This window comes from Neisseria gonorrhoeae, from assembly GCF_003315235.1.
GTDB classification, from domain to species: Bacteria; Pseudomonadota; Gammaproteobacteria; order Burkholderiales; family Neisseriaceae; genus Neisseria; species Neisseria gonorrhoeae.
In genome coordinates, this window is record NZ_QNRU01000009.1 from 24,551 (window position 1) to 41,030 (window position 16,480).

Annotated in this window: 17 protein-coding genes and 1 riboswitch; of the genes, 6 read left to right on the top strand and 11 right to left on the bottom strand. The window is 57.2% G+C overall.

Translation table 11 applies throughout. From position 1 onward, the window contains the following. Nucleotides 1-168 precede the first annotated feature (168 nt). The 8 genes from DFR77_RS05595 to tldD all read right to left on the bottom strand — a co-directional run bounded on the left by DFR77_RS05595 (nt 169) and on the right by tldD (nt 7,750). Nucleotides 169-393 (bottom strand): SlyX family protein, encoded by a 225-nt coding sequence (locus tag DFR77_RS05595; protein ID WP_003686929.1) that lies wholly within the window; start codon nt 391-393, stop codon nt 169-171. Then, on the bottom strand, nt 394-1,782 hold the full coding sequence (locus DFR77_RS05600; RefSeq protein WP_003686927.1) for a Na+/H+ antiporter family protein: 1,389 nt from the start codon (nt 1,780-1,782) through the stop codon (nt 394-396). Between the two features lie 85 nt (nt 1,783-1,867). Continuing rightward, nucleotides 1,868-2,689, bottom strand: a complete 822-nt coding sequence (gene prmC, locus DFR77_RS05605; RefSeq protein ID WP_010355833.1) for a peptide chain release factor N(5)-glutamine methyltransferase — start codon at nt 2,687-2,689, stop codon at nt 1,868-1,870. 415 nt (nt 2,690-3,104) lie between these two features. Continuing rightward, nucleotides 3,105-3,959 carry an amino acid ABC transporter substrate-binding protein gene (locus tag DFR77_RS05610; RefSeq protein ID WP_003704691.1) on the bottom strand — a complete coding sequence of 285 codons (855 nt, stop codon included), beginning with the start codon at nt 3,957-3,959 and terminating at the stop codon, nt 3,105-3,107. Nucleotides 3,960-4,071: 112 nt separating this feature from the next. Beyond that, nucleotides 4,072-4,803 (bottom strand): amino acid ABC transporter ATP-binding protein, encoded by a 732-nt coding sequence (locus DFR77_RS05615; protein ID WP_003686921.1) that lies wholly within the window; start codon nt 4,801-4,803, stop codon nt 4,072-4,074. Nucleotide 4,804: 1 nt separating this feature from the next. Continuing rightward, nucleotides 4,805-5,473: an amino acid ABC transporter permease gene (locus DFR77_RS05620; RefSeq protein WP_047924682.1), complete on the bottom strand. Its 669-nt coding sequence runs from the start codon at nt 5,471-5,473 to the stop codon at nt 4,805-4,807. Beyond that, on the bottom strand, nt 5,463-6,122 hold the full coding sequence (locus tag DFR77_RS05625) for an amino acid ABC transporter permease (RefSeq protein WP_003686917.1): 660 nt from the start codon (nt 6,120-6,122) through the stop codon (nt 5,463-5,465). Before DFR77_RS05625 ends, DFR77_RS05620 begins: the two co-directional genes overlap by 11 nt. Nucleotides 6,123-6,265: 143 nt before the next feature. Further along, nucleotides 6,266-7,750, bottom strand: coding sequence for a metalloprotease TldD (gene tldD, locus DFR77_RS05630; RefSeq protein ID WP_003686915.1), 1,485 nt, complete (start codon nt 7,748-7,750; stop codon nt 6,266-6,268). A 74-nt stretch (nt 7,751-7,824) separates the two neighbouring features. Beyond that, nucleotides 7,825-7,929: riboswitch (TPP riboswitch) on the top strand. 65 nt (nt 7,930-7,994) lie between these two features. Between tldD and cytX the strand changes: the two genes are divergently transcribed. The 6 genes from cytX (at nt 7,995) to DFR77_RS05670 (ending at nt 12,667) form a co-directional block, all read left to right on the top strand. Then, entirely contained in the window at nt 7,995-9,221 is a 1,227-nt protein-coding gene (cytX, locus tag DFR77_RS05635; RefSeq protein ID WP_047924318.1) for a putative hydroxymethylpyrimidine transporter CytX, read from the top strand. Beyond that, the gene (locus tag DFR77_RS05640; RefSeq protein WP_003692007.1) at nt 9,218-10,318 is read left to right on the top strand and encodes an FAD-dependent oxidoreductase; all 1,101 of its coding nucleotides are present in this window, start codon (nt 9,218-9,220) and stop codon (nt 10,316-10,318) included. The genes cytX and DFR77_RS05640 overlap by 4 nt, the downstream gene beginning before the upstream one ends. A 21-nt stretch (nt 10,319-10,339) precedes the next feature. After that, nucleotides 10,340-10,957, top strand: coding sequence for a thiamine phosphate synthase (gene thiE / locus DFR77_RS05645; protein WP_003694432.1), 618 nt, complete (start codon nt 10,340-10,342; stop codon nt 10,955-10,957). A 421-nt stretch (nt 10,958-11,378) separates the two neighbouring features. Continuing rightward, on the top strand, nt 11,379-11,573 hold the full coding sequence (gene thiS / locus DFR77_RS05660) for a sulfur carrier protein ThiS (protein ID WP_003686908.1): 195 nt from the start codon (nt 11,379-11,381) through the stop codon (nt 11,571-11,573). A gap of 78 nt (nt 11,574-11,651) precedes the next feature. After that, complete coding sequence (locus tag DFR77_RS05665) at nt 11,652-12,440, top strand: thiazole synthase (protein ID WP_003692011.1); 789 nt, start codon at nt 11,652-11,654, stop codon at nt 12,438-12,440. Between the two features lie 14 nt (nt 12,441-12,454). Then, the gene (locus DFR77_RS05670; RefSeq protein WP_020996744.1) at nt 12,455-12,667 is read left to right on the top strand and encodes a hypothetical protein; all 213 of its coding nucleotides are present in this window, start codon (nt 12,455-12,457) and stop codon (nt 12,665-12,667) included. A gap of 506 nt (nt 12,668-13,173) precedes the next feature. Here the strand turns inward: DFR77_RS05670 and DFR77_RS05680 are convergent. From DFR77_RS05680 to rfaE2, 3 genes are all read right to left on the bottom strand, one after another. Further along, nucleotides 13,174-13,998 (bottom strand): SPOR domain-containing protein, encoded by an 825-nt coding sequence (locus tag DFR77_RS05680; protein ID WP_003692015.1) that lies wholly within the window; start codon nt 13,996-13,998, stop codon nt 13,174-13,176. A gap of 112 nt (nt 13,999-14,110) precedes the next feature. After that, a complete protein-coding gene (locus DFR77_RS05685) occupies nt 14,111-15,889 on the bottom strand; it encodes a bifunctional biotin--[acetyl-CoA-carboxylase] ligase/type III pantothenate kinase (protein WP_003694435.1) in 1,779 nt (592 codons plus the stop codon). Further along, nucleotides 15,886-16,392 carry a D-glycero-beta-D-manno-heptose 1-phosphate adenylyltransferase gene (gene rfaE2, locus DFR77_RS05690; protein ID WP_003686901.1) on the bottom strand — a complete coding sequence of 169 codons (507 nt, stop codon included), beginning with the start codon at nt 16,390-16,392 and terminating at the stop codon, nt 15,886-15,888. Before rfaE2 ends, DFR77_RS05685 begins: the two co-directional genes overlap by 4 nt. Nucleotides 16,393-16,480: the final 88 nt, after the last annotated feature.

The following is a 16,480-nucleotide window of genomic DNA, read 5'->3' on the forward strand; positions in this document are numbered from 1 at the left end:
GTTTTATCTGTTTGCAGCGGGGGAAGCCGCTCATCGCCGTTCGGACAAGAACCGGTTTCATCGGATAAAAGGCATTTTGTCCGACTGATTAAGGTTACATCTTAGGGTTGCACCGGCGGAATATTCAAACACAGCCTTTATTTAAGGAAATCCGGATACGGCGGCGCATCAATAATGCGGCGGAATCTCGTCGCGCAGGGAATACGGCTCTTGCGCGTCGGGATTCCTGTCCTGCATTTTTTGATACAGCAGCCTCAACTGAGCCTGCTGCAAATCCAACGTCTGCCGCAATTCCGCCACCATCGCGTTCAGACCGGAGATTACGTCCTCCTGAAGCGCGGTTTGGATTTCCAGTTCGACAATACGGCGTTCCAACTCTTGAACCGCGTCCATTTACAGCACCATCGCGGCAATCCAGCCGGCAATCAGAAGCGGGATGTTGTAGTGGATGAAGGTCGGGATGACGGAATCGCGGATATGGTCGTGCCGCCCGTCGGCGTTCAGCCCCATCGTCGGGCCCAGCGTGGAATCGGACGCGGGCGAACCGGCATCGCCCAACGCCCCCGCCGTGCCGACAATGGCGGCGGTGGCAAGCGGCGAAAAGCCCAAACCGGTACACAGCGGCACATAAATCGCGGCAATAATCGGCAAAGTGGAAAAGGACGAACCGATGCCCATCGTTACCAAAAGCCCCACCACCAGCATCGCCAACGCCGCCATACCTTTGCTGTTGCCGAATATCGCCATACTGCTTTCCACCAGCGGCTGAATATGCCCGGTCGCATTCATCACGGCGGCAAAACCCTGCGCGGCAATCATAATGAAGCCGACCATCGCCATCATCTTGATGCCTTCGCCGAATACGTCGTTTGCCTTGTCGCGGTTAATGACCCCCAACATCATAAATACGGCGAAACCGAGCATCGCGCCCAACACCAGCGAATCTTCATACATCAACTGTATGGCAAAGCATACGGCGATGGCGGCGGCGGCAACCAGGCTGCGGTAGGCGGACGGCTGCGGACGGTTTGCCGCATCGGCGTTGCCCGCCGTATCGGCATTGTTGCTTTGGTACAGTCGCGGTTTGCGGTAGTGGACAAACGCCAGCAGGAGTCCGGCCAGCATTCCCAATGCGGGAATCGCCATTGCCGCCATCACGTTGATGTTTTTCACATCAAGCTGCGGCGCGGCGGAATGGATGTTGCCCAACAGGATTTCGTTCAAAAAAATCGCGCCGAAGCCGTAAGGCAGGAACATATAAGTCGTAACCAGCCCGAAAGTGATGACGCACGCAATCAGGCGGCGGTCGATTTTCAGGCGGTTAAACACCAAAAGCAGCGGCGGAACAATCATCGGGATAAAGGCGATGTGGATGGGTATGACGTTCTGACTCATAATGCCCATCACAAGGATGATGGAAAGCAGCAGCCATTTGACCGCGCCCTCGCCCGAACGCACGCTGTCGGGCATACCGCCCCGGTTCAGCTTGCGGACGACCGCGCCGGCAAGCTGCTGCGGCAGGCCGGAATGGGTAATCGCCATCGCAAACGCACCAAGCATCGCATAAGAAAGCGCAATCTTCGCGCCGCCTTCCAAACCTTTGTTGAACACGGGGATAATCCCCGCCTGACTGACCTGTCCCGCCGCATCGGCAATGTTTTGCAGCGGCATACCCGCCACCGCGCCGCCGACAAACGCGCCGACCGTCAGGCTCAATACCACGTGCACGCGCGACAGCGACAGCACCAGCATAACGATTACGGCAACTACGACTGCATTCATTGTTTATCGCTCCAAACCTATAAATGTTTACATATCAAAACACATCATAACCCAATAACGGAAAATCCGCCAATTTTGCAAACAATTATTTCAAATGCTTCATATACTTCCCCAGCGTAACCCTGTCCAAACCGGCCAAATCCGGCAGGATTTCCACTCCCGAAAAACCATTCTCCGCCAACACGCCGCGCACCGCCGCGCCCTGATCGAAACCGTGTTCCAACAACAAAAAACCGCCTTCCGCCAAACGGTCGGGCGCGCCTTGCGCCAAGGTGCGGATGCAGCTTAGGCCGTCTGAAAAGTCGGTCAGCGCGATTTGCGGCTCAAACCGCAAATCGCCTTGCGACAAATGTTTATCGCCGTTTTCGATATAGGGCGGGTTGGACACGATGATGTCCCATTGCCTTTCAGACGGCATATCGGTGTCGAACCACGAACCGTGTGCAAATTCGACCCGCGCGCCCAAATCCGCCGCATTTTTCCGCGCCGTTTCAAGGGCGGGCGTGCTGATGTCGGATGCGCGCACAAACGCATCGGGGCGTTCGAGCGCGACGGTTACGGCAACTGCGCCGCTGCCCGTCCCCAAATCCCACACGCGCCCGTTTTCGGGCAGGCGCGCCAATACGGCTTCGACCAAGTGTTCGGTTTCGGGGCGTGGAATCAGCACGTTCGGGTTGACTGTAAAGCGTCTGCCATAAAATTCGCGCACACCTAAAATATAGGCAACCGGCTCGCCGTTCAGACGGCGTTGCGCCAGCCTGTCCGCCCGCTGTCGGATTTCGTCCGGCATTTCTTCCCCGCCCCGCGTCAACAACTGCACGCGCGTATATTCCGAAACATATTGCAGCAGCATCCTTGCTTCAATTTTAGGCAGTTTTGACAAGCCCAACCATTCGTCAAACGTCATTTTTCGTCCCGTCTGCCGCCGATGCGGCTTGAACATTTTTTCCGGCTTTGCGGCACGCTTGTTCAAAAAATATCATTTTGCATTGAAATTATATAATAAAGGAAAACACCTTATTGCCGTTTCAATACCGTAGGAATTTATCCGAATAACAGAAACGCTCCGCCGTCATCCCGCGAAAACGGTCATCCGGAAACATAAGGCTGAAGCGTTTTATCTGGAATGACGATTTGGAAGTTTCCCGAAATTCAAAAACAGGCAAAACCGGACGAACTTGATTTCCGCACGCGCAAGAATAATAAAATAAATAAAACGATGAGATAGTTGATTTTTCCTTTGAATTTGCAATATTTTCGGCGGCTGAAAAAAATCCGCACCCGCCTTCAAATGCGGATACGGATTTTCTTGTCAAACAAACTTATTCGGCCAACAATGCTTCCGGTTTGACTTTCTCGCCATACACGGGCAAGAGGGTTTTTTCATAGGCGGCTTTCAGACGGCCGTCTTTTTTCATGGCGGCGATTTCGCCGTTGACCCAGTTCAGGAGGTCGGCGTTGCCTTTTTGAACGGCGGGGGCGATAAATTCGGCAGGACCGAGATTGCCGATGGCGACTTCAAAGTTCGGGTTTTCTTTCGCCCACGCCCACAGCAGGGCGTTGTCGTGCGCGAGTGCTACGCCGCGACCGTCTTTCAGCGCGTCGAAGGTTTCAGTGTTTTGGTCGAATTTCAACAGCTTGACTTCGGGATGGCTTTTGGTGAAGAAAGCGTCGGCGGTGGTGCCTTTGTTGACCAGCAGGGTTTGGTCTTTCAATTGCGCCATGTCGGTAATCGGTTTGTTTTTGGGGGAAACCACGCCCAACGCCACTTTCATGTAAGGATCGGCGAAATCGACGGCTTCGGCGCGTTCGGGGGTTTGGGTAAAGTTGGCGAGGATGAGGTCGACTTTGCCGGAACGGACGTATTCGACGCGGTTTGCGGCCTCGGTCAGGACGAATTCGACTTTGTCGGGGCTGCCGAGCAGGTCTTTGGCCAGGTCTTTGGCGATTTCAACGTCAAAGCCTTGGTTTTTGCCGTTTGCGTCAACATAGCCGAACGGGGGTTTGTCGCCGAATACGCCGATGCGGATAACGCCTTTTTCTTTGATGGCGGCAACGGTTGCCGCACCGCTGCTTTGTGAAGATTGGGCATCGCCGGAGCCGCCCCCGCAGGCGGTCAGACCGACGGCGATGGCGGCGGAAGCCAAAAGGGCTTTGAGTTTGGCGTTCAATTTCATTGGAAATCTCCTTTTTGAATGTTTGCTTGGGATGTTTCAACACACAGGACGACACATAAAGCACTGCCCTATGAAATGCCGTCTGAAAAGGGTTCGGACGGTTTGCGGTAAATCAGTAGTCCATACCTGCCAGAAATTGGCGGGCGCGTTCGCTTTTTGGTGCGGAAAAAAAGGTTTCGGGGTCGGACGATTCGACGATGCCGCCTTTGTCCATAAAGACGATGCGGTCGGCAACTTTGCGTGCGAACCCCATTTCGTGGGTTACGATGAGCATACTCATCCCTTCGCGGGCGAGTTCCAAAACCACTTCCAAGACTTCGCGCACCATTTCGGGGTCAAGTGCGGCGGTGATTTCGTCCAGCAGGATGACTTCCGGATTCAGGCACAGGGCGCGGACAATGGCGATGCGCTGTTTCTGACCGCCGGAAAGTTCGCGCGGATAGGCGTTTTTGCGGTCTAGCAGTCCGACGCGTTCCAACAGTTTGCCGGCTTGCGCCTCTGCTTCGGCACGGTCGCGGTTTTGTACCTTTACCGGGCCTAAGAGGATGTTTTCGATGACGGTCATGTGGGCAAACAGTTCGTAGCTTTGAAAGACCATACCGACTTTTTGCCGGGCGGTTTGCCAGGAAACGTCTTTGCCGAATTCGCCGACACCGTCCATCACGATGCTGCCGCCTTGGTGCGGCTCCAAACCGTTGACGCAGCGCAGGAGGGTGGATTTGCCGCAGCCGGACGGGCCCAGCAGTACGATGACTTCGCCTTTTTCCAAGTCCAAGTCTAAGGATTGGATGGCGGTTACGCTGCCGTATTGTTTGTGCAGCTTGCGGATGCTCAGTAAAGCCATGTCAGTGTTCCCATTTTTGTTCAAGTTTTGCCGCCAGTAGAGATAGCGGCCAGCAACAGAAGAAATACAGCATAAAAATCAGGCCGTAAACCCAAAATGAAGCATTGGGCTGCGTCAGCAACGAGTTTTCAATAATTTGCTGCCCGACTTTGACGACTTCGATCACGCCGATAAGCCAGGCGAGCGAGCTGGTTTTGATCATGCGCGTGAACAGGTTGACCGCGCCGGGCAATACGCGGCGGATGCTTTGCGGCAGCTCGATGCAGCGGAATACCTGCCCCCGGCTCAAGCCGAGCGCAAGACCCGATTCGACCTGGTGTTTTTCAATCGATTCCAGTGCGCCGCGCACCAAGTCGCCCATTTCGGCAACGCCCCACAGGGAAAATACCCAGACGCAGACCCAAAATCCGCCGATATGGATGCCTGTCCAGACGGATAGGCCGAAATACAGGCCGAACAGCCACACCAAAATCGGCACGATTCGGATGGTTTCGAGATAAAACCGTCCGACAAAGCGGACAAGCCGGTTGCGCGAACGCAAAACCAAGCCGAACAGCGTGCCCAATACGCAAGAAGCCGCAACAGAGATTAAAGAAATTTGTGCCGTTAAGAGCAGGCCTTCGCCCAACCGTGCCGCATTTTTTCCTTCAAACAGCCATTCAAACGCCATATTTCGCACTCCGTACGCGGTTTTCAATCCGCCGCGCCAACAAAGAAACAGGCAGCAGGATAATCAAATAAGCGGCAAACAGCAGGAACAAGGCTTCATTGGTTTTGTAGTCCATACCGATGACGTCTTTGGTAACAAATAACAATTCCGCAATGCCGACCGTGCTGACGACGGATGTTTCTTTCATTAAAAACAATATATTTGCGCCGATGGCGGGAACGGCGACCGCCCAAACCTGCGGCAATTCGACATAGCGGAACACTTGAAAGCGGCTCAAACCGATTGCCTTGCCCGCTCCGACCTGCCCTTTGGGGACGGCGAGGATGCCGGCGCGGACAGCTTCCGCCATATAGCTTGCGCCCAAGAAAACCAGCGCGATTACGCCGCAGGTGAAACCGTCCCATTTGATGCCCATTTTCGGCAGACCGTAATATAGGAAAAACAATTGGATCAGCAGGGGCGTATTGCGCGACAGCTCGATATAGGCGCGCGCCAATGCGTAGAAGGGGCGGATGCGGTATGCCGTTACCACGGCGACGGGCAGGCCGAACAGCAACGACAAAACAACGCCGTAAACGGACAATTCCAGCGTCAGCTTTGCCGCATCGGCGAATTTGGGTACGGCATCGATTAAATAAGGCCAGTTCATCAGAAATCAGCTTAACGAAAGGCGGTATTTTAATGAACTTGTAAGATAATGTTAAAGAATGCTTAGGAATATCAAACATCGGAAAAAAGAATAAGGCGATGCCGTCTGAAAACCTTTCAGACGGCATCGTGCCGGATTCCGCGTCAGATTGCGCTGCCGCCGACGGTCAGCCCGGCATCGATACGCAGGGTCGGCTGCCCCACGCCGACGGGGACGCTCTGCCCTTCTTTGCCGCACACGCCGACACCGCTGTCGAGCGCGGTATCGTTGCCTATCATCGAAACGTGTTTCAGCACTTCGGGGCCGTTGCCGATAATGGTCGCGCCTTTGACGGGGTATTGCAGCCTGCCGCCTTCCACCCACCACGCTTCGGACGCGCCGAAGACAAATTTCCCGCTGGTGATGTCCACCTGTCCGCCGCCGAAGTTGACGGCGTAAATGCCCTTGTCGATGGACGCGATGATTTCTTCCGGCTCGTAGCTGCCGTTTTCCATAAAGGTGTTGGTCATACGCGGCATCGGGACGGAGGCGTAGCTTTGGCGGCGGCCGTTGCCGGTCGATTGCGTACCCGTCAGGCGGGCGTTGGTTTCGTCCTGCATATAGCCGACCAAGATGCCGTCTTCAATCAATACGGTGCGGCGTGTTTCGTTGCCTTCGTCGTCGATGTTGAGCGAACCGCGCCGGCCGGCAATATCGCCCTGATCGACGACGGTAACGCCTTTGGCGGCGACGCGTTCGCCGATCCGGCCGGAAAAGACGCTGGTCCCCTTGCGGTTGAAATCGCCTTCCAAACCGTGTCCGACCGCTTCGTGCAGCAACACGCCCGGCCAACCGTTGCCCAAAACGACGGTCATCTCGCCGGCAGGCGCAGGACGGGATTCGAGATTGGTCAGGGCTTGTTTGACGGCGGCATCGACAAACTGCCGCACCAAGGTTTCATCGAAATAAGCCAAGTCGTAGCGTCCTCCGCCGCCCGCGCCGCCCTGTTCGCGGCGTTCGCCCTGTTTGGCGATGACGGTAACGTTCAGGCGCACCATCGGGCGGATGTCGGCGGCGTGTTTGCCGTCCAGACGGGCGAGGTAAACCATATCGTATTCGCAGGTCAAACCGGCCATCACTTGCACGATGCGCGGATCGGCGGCTTTGGCGATTGCTTCCACTTTGTTCAACAGCGCGACTTTGGCGGCGGAATCGAGGCCGGCAATGGGGTCGGATGCGGAACAAACCGGCTTGCCGCGCGTTTCAGACGGCATTTTGGCGGACACCTTGCCGCCTGCCGCCCCAATCGCGCGGACGGCGCGGGCGGAACGGTTTATCGAATCGATGCACAGGCTGTCGGCGTAGGCAAAGGCGGTTTTGTCGCCCGAAACGGCGCGCACGCCCACACCCTGATCGATTTGGAAGCTGCCCGATTTGACGATGCCCTCTTCCAAATGCCAGCTTTCATAAGCGGTGCGCTGGCAGTAGATATCGGCATAATCGACGTGGTGCGCGCCGATGATGCACAGGCTTTTGGCGAGCAGTTCGGGGGAAAGGCGGTTGGCTTCGAGCAGCCGCGCCTGTACGGCGGAATAGGTCGGATGCATAGTGTCGGCGCATAAAAAATCAGGGGCTTGATTATACGGCATTTGTTATGGAAATGCGCCGTGCCGTCGAAAATGTAAGAATTTTGCCAACGCACGTTGCTTTGTGTAAACTTAAAGCCTTCTTGTCGGAGTGCCGCCCGCCGGGCGGCTGAGATTGCGAAAGCAAAATCCGTAGAACCTGTCGGGGTAATGCCTGCGTAGGAAACAAAACCTCCCCGCCCTTTCGGGCTTCCGTTCCCTTTTCCGCACTTCCCCGCCCACCTTCCTTCTTTTTAAAGGACGTCATATGTCGGGCAATGCCTCCTCTCCTTCATCTTCCGCCGCCATCGGGCTGGTTTGGTTCGGCGCGGCGGTATCGATTGCCGAAATCAGCACGGGTACGCTGCTCGCCCCCTTGGGCTGGCAGCGCGGTCTGGCGGCCCTGCTTTTGGGTCATGCCGTCGGCGGCGCGCTGTTTTTTGCGGCGGCGTATATCGGCGCACCGACCGGACGCAGCTCGATGGAAAGTGTGCGCCTGTCGTTCGGCAAATGCGGTTCAGTGCTGTTTTCCGTGGCGAATATGCTGCAACTGGCCGGCTGGACGGCGGTGATGATTTACGTCGGCGCAACGGTCAGCTCCGCTTTGGGCAAAGTGTTGTGGGACGGCGAGTCCTTTGTCTGGTGGGCATTGGCAAACGGCGCACTGATCGTGCTGTGGCTGGTTTTCGGCGCACGCAGAACGGGCGGGCTGAAAACCGTTTCGATGCTGCTGATGCTGCTTGCCGTGTTGTGGTTGAGCGTCGAAGTGTTCGCTTCGTCCGGCACAAACGCCGCGCCCGCCGTTTCAGACGGCATGACCTTCGGAACGGCAGTCGAACTGTCCGCCGTCATGCCGCTTTCCTGGCTGCCGCTGGCCGCCGACTACACGCGCCAAGCACGCCGCCCGTTTGCGGCAACCCTGACGGCAACGCTCGCCTATACGCTGACGGGCTGCTGGATGTATGCCTTGGGTTTGGCGGCGGCTCTGTTTACCGGAGAAACCGACGTGGCGAAAATCCTGTTGGGCGCGGGCTTGGGCATAACGGGCATTCTGGCAGTCGTCCTCTCCACCGTTACCACAACGTTTCTCGATACCTATTCCGCCGGCGCGAGTGCGAACAACATTTCCGCGCGTTTTGCGGAAATACCCGTCGCTGTCGGCGTTACCCTGATCGGCACGGTGCTTGCCGTCATGCTGCCCGTTACCGAATATAAAAACTTCCTGCTGCTTATCGGCTCGGTATTTGCGCCGATGGCGGCGGTTTTGATTGCCGACTTTTTCGTCTTAAAACGGCGTGAGGAGATTGAAGGCTTTGACTTTGCCGGACTGGTTCTGTGGCTGGCAGGCTTCATCCTCTACCGCTTCCTGCTCTCGTCCGGTTGGGAAAGCAGCATCGGTCTGACCGCCCCCGTAATGTCTGCCGTTGCCATTGCCACCGTATCGGTACGCCTTTTCTTTAAAAAAGCCCAATCTTTACAAAGGAACCCGTCATGACCCGTATCGCCGTCCTCGGAGGCGGCCTTTCCGGAAGGCTGACCGCATTGCAGCTTGCAGAACAAGGTTATCAGATTGAACTTTTCGACAAAGGCACCCGCCAAGGCGAACACGCCGCCGCCTATGTTGCCGCCGCGATGCTCGCGCCTGCGGCGGAAGCGGTCGAGGCAACGCCCGAAGTCATCAGGCTGGGCAGGCAGAGCATTCCGCTTTGGCGCGGCATCCGATGCCGTCTGAACACGCACACGATGATGCAGGAAAACGGCAGCCTGATTGTGTGGCACGGGCAGGACAAGCCATTATCCAGCGAGTTCGTCCGCCATCTCAAACGCGGCGGCGTAGCGGATGACGAAATCGTCCGTTGGCGCGCCGATGAAATCGCCGAACGCGAACCGCAACTCGGCGGACGTTTTTCAGACGGCATCTACCTGCCGACCGAAGGCCAGCTCGACGGGCGGCAAATATTGTCTGCACTTGCCGACGCTTTGGACGAACTGAACGTCCCTTGCCATTGGGAACACGAATGCGCCCCCCAAGACCTGCAAGCCCAATACGACTGGGTAATCGACTGCCGGGGCTACGGCGCGAAAACCGCGTGGAACCAATCCCCCGAGCACACCAGCACCTTGCGCGGCATACGCGGCGAAGTGGCGCGGGTTTACACGCCCGAAATCACGCTCAACCGCCCCGTGCGCCTGCTGCACCCGCGCTATCCGCTCTACATCGCCCCGAAAGAAAACCACGTCTTCGTCATCGGCGCGACCCAAATCGAAAGCGAAAGCCAAGCCCCCGCCAGCGTACGTTCCGGGCTGGAACTCTTATCCGCGCTCTATGCCGTCCACCCCGCCTTCGGCGAAGCCGACATCCTCGAAATCGCCGCCGGCCTGCGCCCCACGCTCAACCACCACAACCCCGAAATCCGCTACAGCCGCGAACGCCGCCTCATCGAAATCAACGGCCTTTTCCGGCACGGCTTTATGATTTCCCCCGCCGTAACCGCCGCCGCCGTCAGATTGGCAGTGGCACTGTTTGACGGAAAAGACGCGCCCGAACGTGATGAAGAAAGCGGTTTGGCGTATATCGGAAGACAAGATTAAAGCCGCCCGAAAGGACACCCTATGACCTTCCCGCCCCTAAAATCCCTACTTAAATTCTACGCCGTCGTTCCCACCGCCGATTGGGTGGGGCGCATGGTCAAAGCAGGTGCCGACACGGTGCAACTGCGCTGTAAAACCTTGCACGGCAACGAATTGAAACGCGAAATCGCCCGCTGCGTCGCCGCCTGTCAAGGCAGCCGCACACAGCTTTTCATCAACGACCACTGGCGCGAGGCAATCGAAGCGGGCGCATACGGCGTACATCTCGGGCAGGAAGACATGGACACCGCCGACCTTGCCGCCATCGCCGCCGCCGGTTTGCGTTTGGGTTTGAGTACGCACTCCGTCGCCGAACTCGACCGCGCCCTGTCCGTACACCCCGGCTACATCGCCAGCGGCGCGATTTTCCCGACCACGACCAAACAAATGCCCACCGCCCCGCAAGGCTTGGACAAATTGCGCGAATATGTGGAACAGGCTCGCGGCACGCCCGTCGTCGCCATCGGCGGCATCGATTTGAACAACGCCCGAGCCGTGCTGGCCACCGGAGTTTCCTCACTCGCCGCCGTCCGCGCCGTAACCGAAGCGGCAAATCCCGAAGCGGTGGTTAAAGCGTTTCAGGCTTTGTGGGATGGATAAAACCGAAAGAAGAAAATTCAATTGCCGTGTAGGCAAAACTTAGCCCGTTATCGCAAATATGCTTAACTTTAAATGTGGCATATCATCAAATTCCGTCATTCCCGCTCAGGCGGGAATCCGCCGTAAAACTTGAGAAACCATCATTTGAAAAACAGTTTCCGAATTTCAAAAATGGATTCCCGCCTGCGCGGGAATGACGGCAACCGGCCGGTTGCGTATCAAAAAATAAAGTAATTCGGCTAGATATAGTGGATTAACAAAAATCAGGACAAGGCGGCGAAGCCGCAGACAGTACAAATAGTACGGAACCGGTTCGCCCGGTGCTTGGGCACCTTAGGGAATCGTTCCCTTTGAGCCGGGGCGGGGCAACGCCGTACCGGTTTTTGTTAATCCGCTATAAATACAGAAACATCGAGAAACCATGAACATCATCTTAAACGGCGGACCCGCCGAACTTCACGGCACAAGCGTTGCCGACCTCATCGCCCAAACCGCGCCGCAAAAGCCCTTTGCCGTGGCGGTCAACACCGTTTTCATCCCCAAAGGCGCGTATGCGGAAACCGTTTTACACGAAAACGACAAAATCGACATCGTCCGCCCCGTCGTCGGCGGCTGAATGCCGTCTGAAACCCCAAAGGCACGCCGCCGGCTTTCAGACGGCATCGCGTCCGACAACCATACCAAAGAATCCATCATGCTCACCCTGTACGGCGAAACTTTCCCTTCGCGGCTGCTGCTCGGCACGGCCGCCTACCCGACCCCTGAAATCCTCAAACAATCCGTCCGAACCGCCCGGCCCGCGATGATTACCGTCTCGCTGCGCCGCACGGGATGCGGCGGCGAGGCGCACGGTCAGGGGTTTTGGTCGCTGCTTCAAGAAACCGGCGTTCCCGTCCTGCCGAACACGGCAGGCTGCCAAAGCGTGCAGGAAGCGGTAACGACGGCGCAAATGGCGCGCGAAGTGTTTGAAACCGATTGGATAAAATTGGAACTCATCGGCGACGACGACACCTTGCAGCCGGACGTGTTCCAACTCGTCGAAGCGGCGGAAATCCTGATTAAAGACGGCTTCAAAGTGCTGCCTTATTGCACCGAAGACCTGATTGCCTGCCGCCGCCTGCTCGATGCGGGCTGTCAGGCGTTGATGCCGTGGGCGGCTCCCATCGGCACGGGTTTGGGGGCGGTTCACGCCTATGCGCTCAAAATCCTGCGCGAACGCCTGCCCGACACGCCGCTGATTATCGACGCGGGCTTGGGTTTGCCTTCCCAAGCGGCACAAGTGATGGAATGGGGTTTTGACGGCGTATTGTTAAACACCGCCGTTTCCCGCAGCGGCGACCCCGTCAACATGGCGCGCGCCTTCGCACTCGCCGTCGAATCCGGACGGCTGGCATTTGAAGCCGGGCCGGTCGAAGCGCGAACCAAAGCCCAAGCCAGCACGCCGACAGTCGGACAACCGTTTTGGCATTCGGCGGAATATTGAAAAAGGCGGCAAAAATGCCGTCTGAAGGCTTCAGACGGCATCGCGGCCCCAAACGGGCAAACCGCCATTCCCCGGCATCACGGCTTTGTCGTGAGGAACAGGGAAACCGGCCGGAAAACCTTGCCGCCCGCCCCGACACCGCAACCAACGAAACACCCGGACTCCCCGGCGCGCAGGCTGCTGCGCAAGCCCTAAGTACGGCAATAGAAGGGAGTTTTGTCGTTTGAATACATTTAAAAATACCTCGGGGCATCCGTAAGCCTTCATCCGCAACGGTTTCACCGCTTTTGCATCCCCGAATCCGCGCTCAAACACCCCCGAATGGCAACCCTGTCCGCACCAAATCGGACGGTTGTTCAAACACGGGCAACCTTATTTCCGTCAGGCACGAAGCCCCCGTCCATGCCTGCCGACCCCGATTTGTCCGGCGCAATGAAAGTTTGCCGACCCAAATCACAAACATCGGCGGACAGATTAATTTGTTTATTTTTCATCGCATTACAAAAAATCCGCATTTATTTTTAAATTTTTATTGATAATTATTATTATTAGCGTATAATCAAAACCACTCGGAAGCCGTCCGTTCCGAACCATTAAACACTGTATTCCCTCACAATTCACTTTCACACTTGGAGTCGGCATATACGAGACATACATTCCCTTTTTAATCAGATACTCAAAACCGAAACGCCAAACCCACCCTAGCGGTGGGTTTGGCGTTTTTGGTCTGCACTTATTTGCAAGACTTGAGGTTCAGTTTGCCGTATAGGGACGTGATTTTACGGATTTCGTCCGCATCGGCGGCATTCACGCCCGTAAACAAAACCGTCATACGCGACACGCTCAAAGAATCGTCCTGCCTGTCGGCTTCGGCAAAGTGTTCGACAATATGCGCCCCGCCGAATCCGGCATCGGCAAGCCGGTTTTGCAGGGCTTGGGCGTTTTCCCGGCTGTTGCCGACACCCAAACTCAATGCTCCGTCAAACGGTACGGGGTTGAAACCTTTGGCAGACAGCTCCGCCGCCTGATTTTCGGCATCGGCGGAAACGGGCAGGACGACGCGGTAGGTTTTGTCGGCAGGTTTGGCTTTGGCGGTGCGTTTTTCGACGCTCCTGCTGGCAACGTGCGACCATTTGCCCAAAAGCCCTTTGATGCGGTGGTAGTCGTCTTCGTCCATCGTGAGGCTTGCCTGCGCGGCGCATAAGGCATCCGCCGCGCCGTTTTCACGTTCCGCCTGCGCCTTTTCGGCGGCGAGTTTTTCGCGGCGGGCTTTTTCTTCACGCTGTTTTTTCTCCCTCAGTTTTTTCTGTTCCGCTTCTTTTTTCAAGCGCAACTGCTCCGCCTGTTCTTCGCTCAGGATGTCGCCCGGTTTGAGCAGTGCCGCCGTATCCTCCACGGATGCCGCCGCATTGCCGGCGGCGGGCGTTGCGGGGGGCGTGTTTTCGACGGCCCGGTTTTCCGGCACGCCGCCCGCCGCTTTAACGGCCAATTTATAGCCCACCGTGCCGCCGAATACGGCAATATTGAGTACCGCCAAAAGGGTGAAGAGCCATTTCATTAGAATTTCCTCAATGTTTGAAACCCCGCCCGCCCGGGCGGCAGTCTGTCGGGCGGCAGAATCCGGACAGATTCGGACGGATGCCGCCCCGTGTTGAAAAAAGGCATATTTTTTAAGCGTGTTCCGATTCCCCGCCTTCGGCGGCAATCAGGTTCAGCAGCCCGTGGATGACGAGGTTGTCCGCCACGCGCACGGTATTTTCCGCCAAAAATGCAGGCGGCAGGGCTTCGGCGACTTTCGCCGCGCCGCCGCCGGTAATGATGACATCGACAGGCTTGCCCGCGCCGTTTTTTTCTTTCAAACGGCCGTGCATCATCATTATCGAGCCGCAAACCGCGTCCATCATGCCGCTTGCGACGGCGTTGCCCGTTGTGGTCGGGAAAGGGTAACGTTTGCCGGCGGGGCGGTTGAGGTTGGCGGTTCGGACGGCGAGCGATTCTTTCATCAGGTGGAAGCCGGGCATGATGGTTCCGCCGAGATAATGTCCGTCATCGGTGAGCGCGTCAACCGTTACCGCCGTGCCGCAACTGACGACGACGCAGGCGTTGCGGCTGAAGCGGCGGCTGCCCAAGGCGTTGAACCAACGGTCGGAACCGTGTTCTTCGGGGTGGCGGTAGTGGTTGCGTATGCCCAAAGCCTGTGCGGAAGACGGCAGCCACTCGATTTTTCGGGCGAGCTGTTCCTTCACTTGTGCCTTTTTGGATTCTCCGCACACGGCGCAACCGACGATGCGGACATTTCCATCCGCCTTTTCCGCCCACTCCGCGCCCAAAGGCGACAAATCGCGGTACGGCGCGCTGCCGACGGTTGCGAACGTGCCGTTTTCCACCCACGCCCACTTGAGCCGGCTGTTCCCGCCGTCCAACAGCAAAAAACGTTCCGAATCCCGCCGCTTCGGCACGGAAACCGACCTGTCGTCGGGCCGCAGGCTGATTTCGCCGCTGACGACCGTCTGTTCGCCCTCTGCCGTTTCCAAGTGCAGAACGCCTCGTCCGTCCACGCCTTTAACCGTGCCTTCGCACACGGTTTCGCCGTCGCGCAACAGCAATACCGCCTTGCCGTGGTCGCGGTTGGCCGTTTCATACTCATTTAAAAATGGCGCGAACCCTTCTTCCGCATATTGTTCCAACACCGCGCCCAGTTCCGCAAGCAATGTTTCCAGCAATACGGCGGCATCGGCATTGCCCCGCCGCGATGCCGTCTGAAACAGCGACTGCACGGAAGCGGCGTTTTCCACTTCCTTGGGCAGCACGAAATTGATGCCGATACCGACCACGGCAACCGTTTTACCGCCCGCCCTGACTGTTTCAATCAGAATGCCGCCCAATTTGTCGCGTCCGACGACCAAATCGTTTGGCCACTTGATTTGCGTTTCCAAACCCAAACACCCCAAAGCGCGCCGGCACGCAAGTGCCGCAACAGGCGACAGCGAACCCAACTCATACTGCGGCCGGTCAAACGCCCAGCCGAAACTGAACATCAGGCACTCGCCCAAACGGTGCGACCACTTCCGCCCCTGCCGCCCCCTGCCCTTACTTTGCAGGTGGGTCACGCATATGGTTTTGTGCGCCTTGTCCGGCGCAATCCGCGCCAATTCCAGTATCTCGTCGTTGCTGGACGCGCACTCGTGCTTCAATGCCGTCTGAAAACCCGACCTTTCCCCCAGATCGCGCAAACCTTCGGCATCGAAAACCGCCAAGGGGCGCACCAGCCGCCAATAGCCGTCGTGTTGGCGCAACAGCCCGCGTATATGCGCCGGCATCTGCTGCCAAAAACCGTTGAGCTGCTGCGGCTTCATGTCCGCCTCACGCGCCAATTGCGATACGTGTTGCGGCAAACCGTCGGCAAGCTCCGCCAACACCCGCCAGTGCGAAGGCTTCAAAACCGTCATTTTCCGCCCTCTGCCGCACGGATTTTTGCCAAAGTCTTCGTTGTCGAAGTCTGATGCAGAAACGGAATTGAAAACACCTGACCGCCGCGTGCCAGCGTTTCCGCCGCACCGACAATCTTATCCACGACCCAATCGCCGCCCTTGACCAACACCTCCGGCTTGACCGCCTCAATCAACGCCGCCGGCGTATCCTCGTCAAACCAAGTAACCAAATCCACACTTTCCAACGCGGCGGCAACGGCGGCACGGTTCTCCAAAGGATTAACCGGGCGGTCGCCGCCCTTGCCCAAACGCCGCACCGAAGCATCGGTATTCAACGCCAGCACCAACGCCGCCCCTGCCGAACGCGCCTGCGCCAGATAAGTAACGTGCCCCCTGTGGAGGATGTCGAAACAGCCGTTGGTAAACACCAGCGGGCGCGGCAACAACGCCAAACGCGCCGCCAACGCCTCGGGCGGACAGATTTTCGATTCAAAATCAGGGACAGACCAAGCGTCAACCATCAAAGCCTCCGACAAAAACCATAAAAGACAGAAAAACCCACATGATACAGAAGCATATGCGAAAGGCAAAGCCGGCGGCGCAAATGCC

Bases quoted from the DNA above. Each gene is read 5' to 3' on its own strand.
- DFR77_RS05670 (WP_020996744.1), top strand. From the start codon at position 12,455: ATGCCGTCTGAAGGCTTCAGACGGCATCGCGGCCCCAAACGGGCAAAC.
- DFR77_RS05625 (WP_003686917.1), bottom strand. From the start codon at position 6,122: ATGAACTGGCCTTATTTAATCGATGCCGTACCCAAATTCGCCGATGCG.
- DFR77_RS05685 (WP_003694435.1), bottom strand. From the start codon at position 15,889: ATGACGGTTTTGAAGCCTTCGCACTGGCGGGTGTTGGCGGAGCTTGCC.
- DFR77_RS05615 (WP_003686921.1), bottom strand. From the start codon at position 4,803: ATGGCTTTACTGAGCATCCGCAAGCTGCACAAACAATACGGCAGCGTA.
- DFR77_RS05620 (WP_047924682.1), bottom strand. From the start codon at position 5,473: ATGGCGTTTGAATGGCTGTTTGAAGGAAAAAATGCGGCACGGTTGGGC.
- thiS (WP_003686908.1), top strand. From the start codon at position 11,379: ATGAACATCATCTTAAACGGCGGACCCGCCGAACTTCACGGCACAAGC.
- DFR77_RS05640 (WP_003692007.1), top strand. From the start codon at position 9,218: ATGACCCGTATCGCCGTCCTCGGAGGCGGCCTTTCCGGAAGGCTGACC.
- rfaE2 (WP_003686901.1), bottom strand. From the start codon at position 16,392: ATGGTTGACGCTTGGTCTGTCCCTGATTTTGAATCGAAAATCTGTCCG.
- DFR77_RS05680 (WP_003692015.1), bottom strand. From the start codon at position 13,998: ATGAAATGGCTCTTCACCCTTTTGGCGGTACTCAATATTGCCGTATTC.
- DFR77_RS05665 (WP_003692011.1), top strand. From the start codon at position 11,652: ATGCTCACCCTGTACGGCGAAACTTTCCCTTCGCGGCTGCTGCTCGGC.
- prmC (WP_010355833.1), bottom strand. From the start codon at position 2,689: ATGACGTTTGACGAATGGTTGGGCTTGTCAAAACTGCCTAAAATTGAA.
- DFR77_RS05595 (WP_003686929.1), bottom strand. From the start codon at position 393: ATGGACGCGGTTCAAGAGTTGGAACGCCGTATTGTCGAACTGGAAATC.
- thiE (WP_003694432.1), top strand. From the start codon at position 10,340: ATGACCTTCCCGCCCCTAAAATCCCTACTTAAATTCTACGCCGTCGTT.
- tldD (WP_003686915.1), bottom strand. From the start codon at position 7,750: ATGCCGTATAATCAAGCCCCTGATTTTTTATGCGCCGACACTATGCAT.
- DFR77_RS05600 (WP_003686927.1), bottom strand. From the start codon at position 1,782: ATGAATGCAGTCGTAGTTGCCGTAATCGTTATGCTGGTGCTGTCGCTG.
- cytX (WP_047924318.1), top strand. From the start codon at position 7,995: ATGTCGGGCAATGCCTCCTCTCCTTCATCTTCCGCCGCCATCGGGCTG.
- DFR77_RS05610 (WP_003704691.1), bottom strand. From the start codon at position 3,959: ATGAAATTGAACGCCAAACTCAAAGCCCTTTTGGCTTCCGCCGCCATC.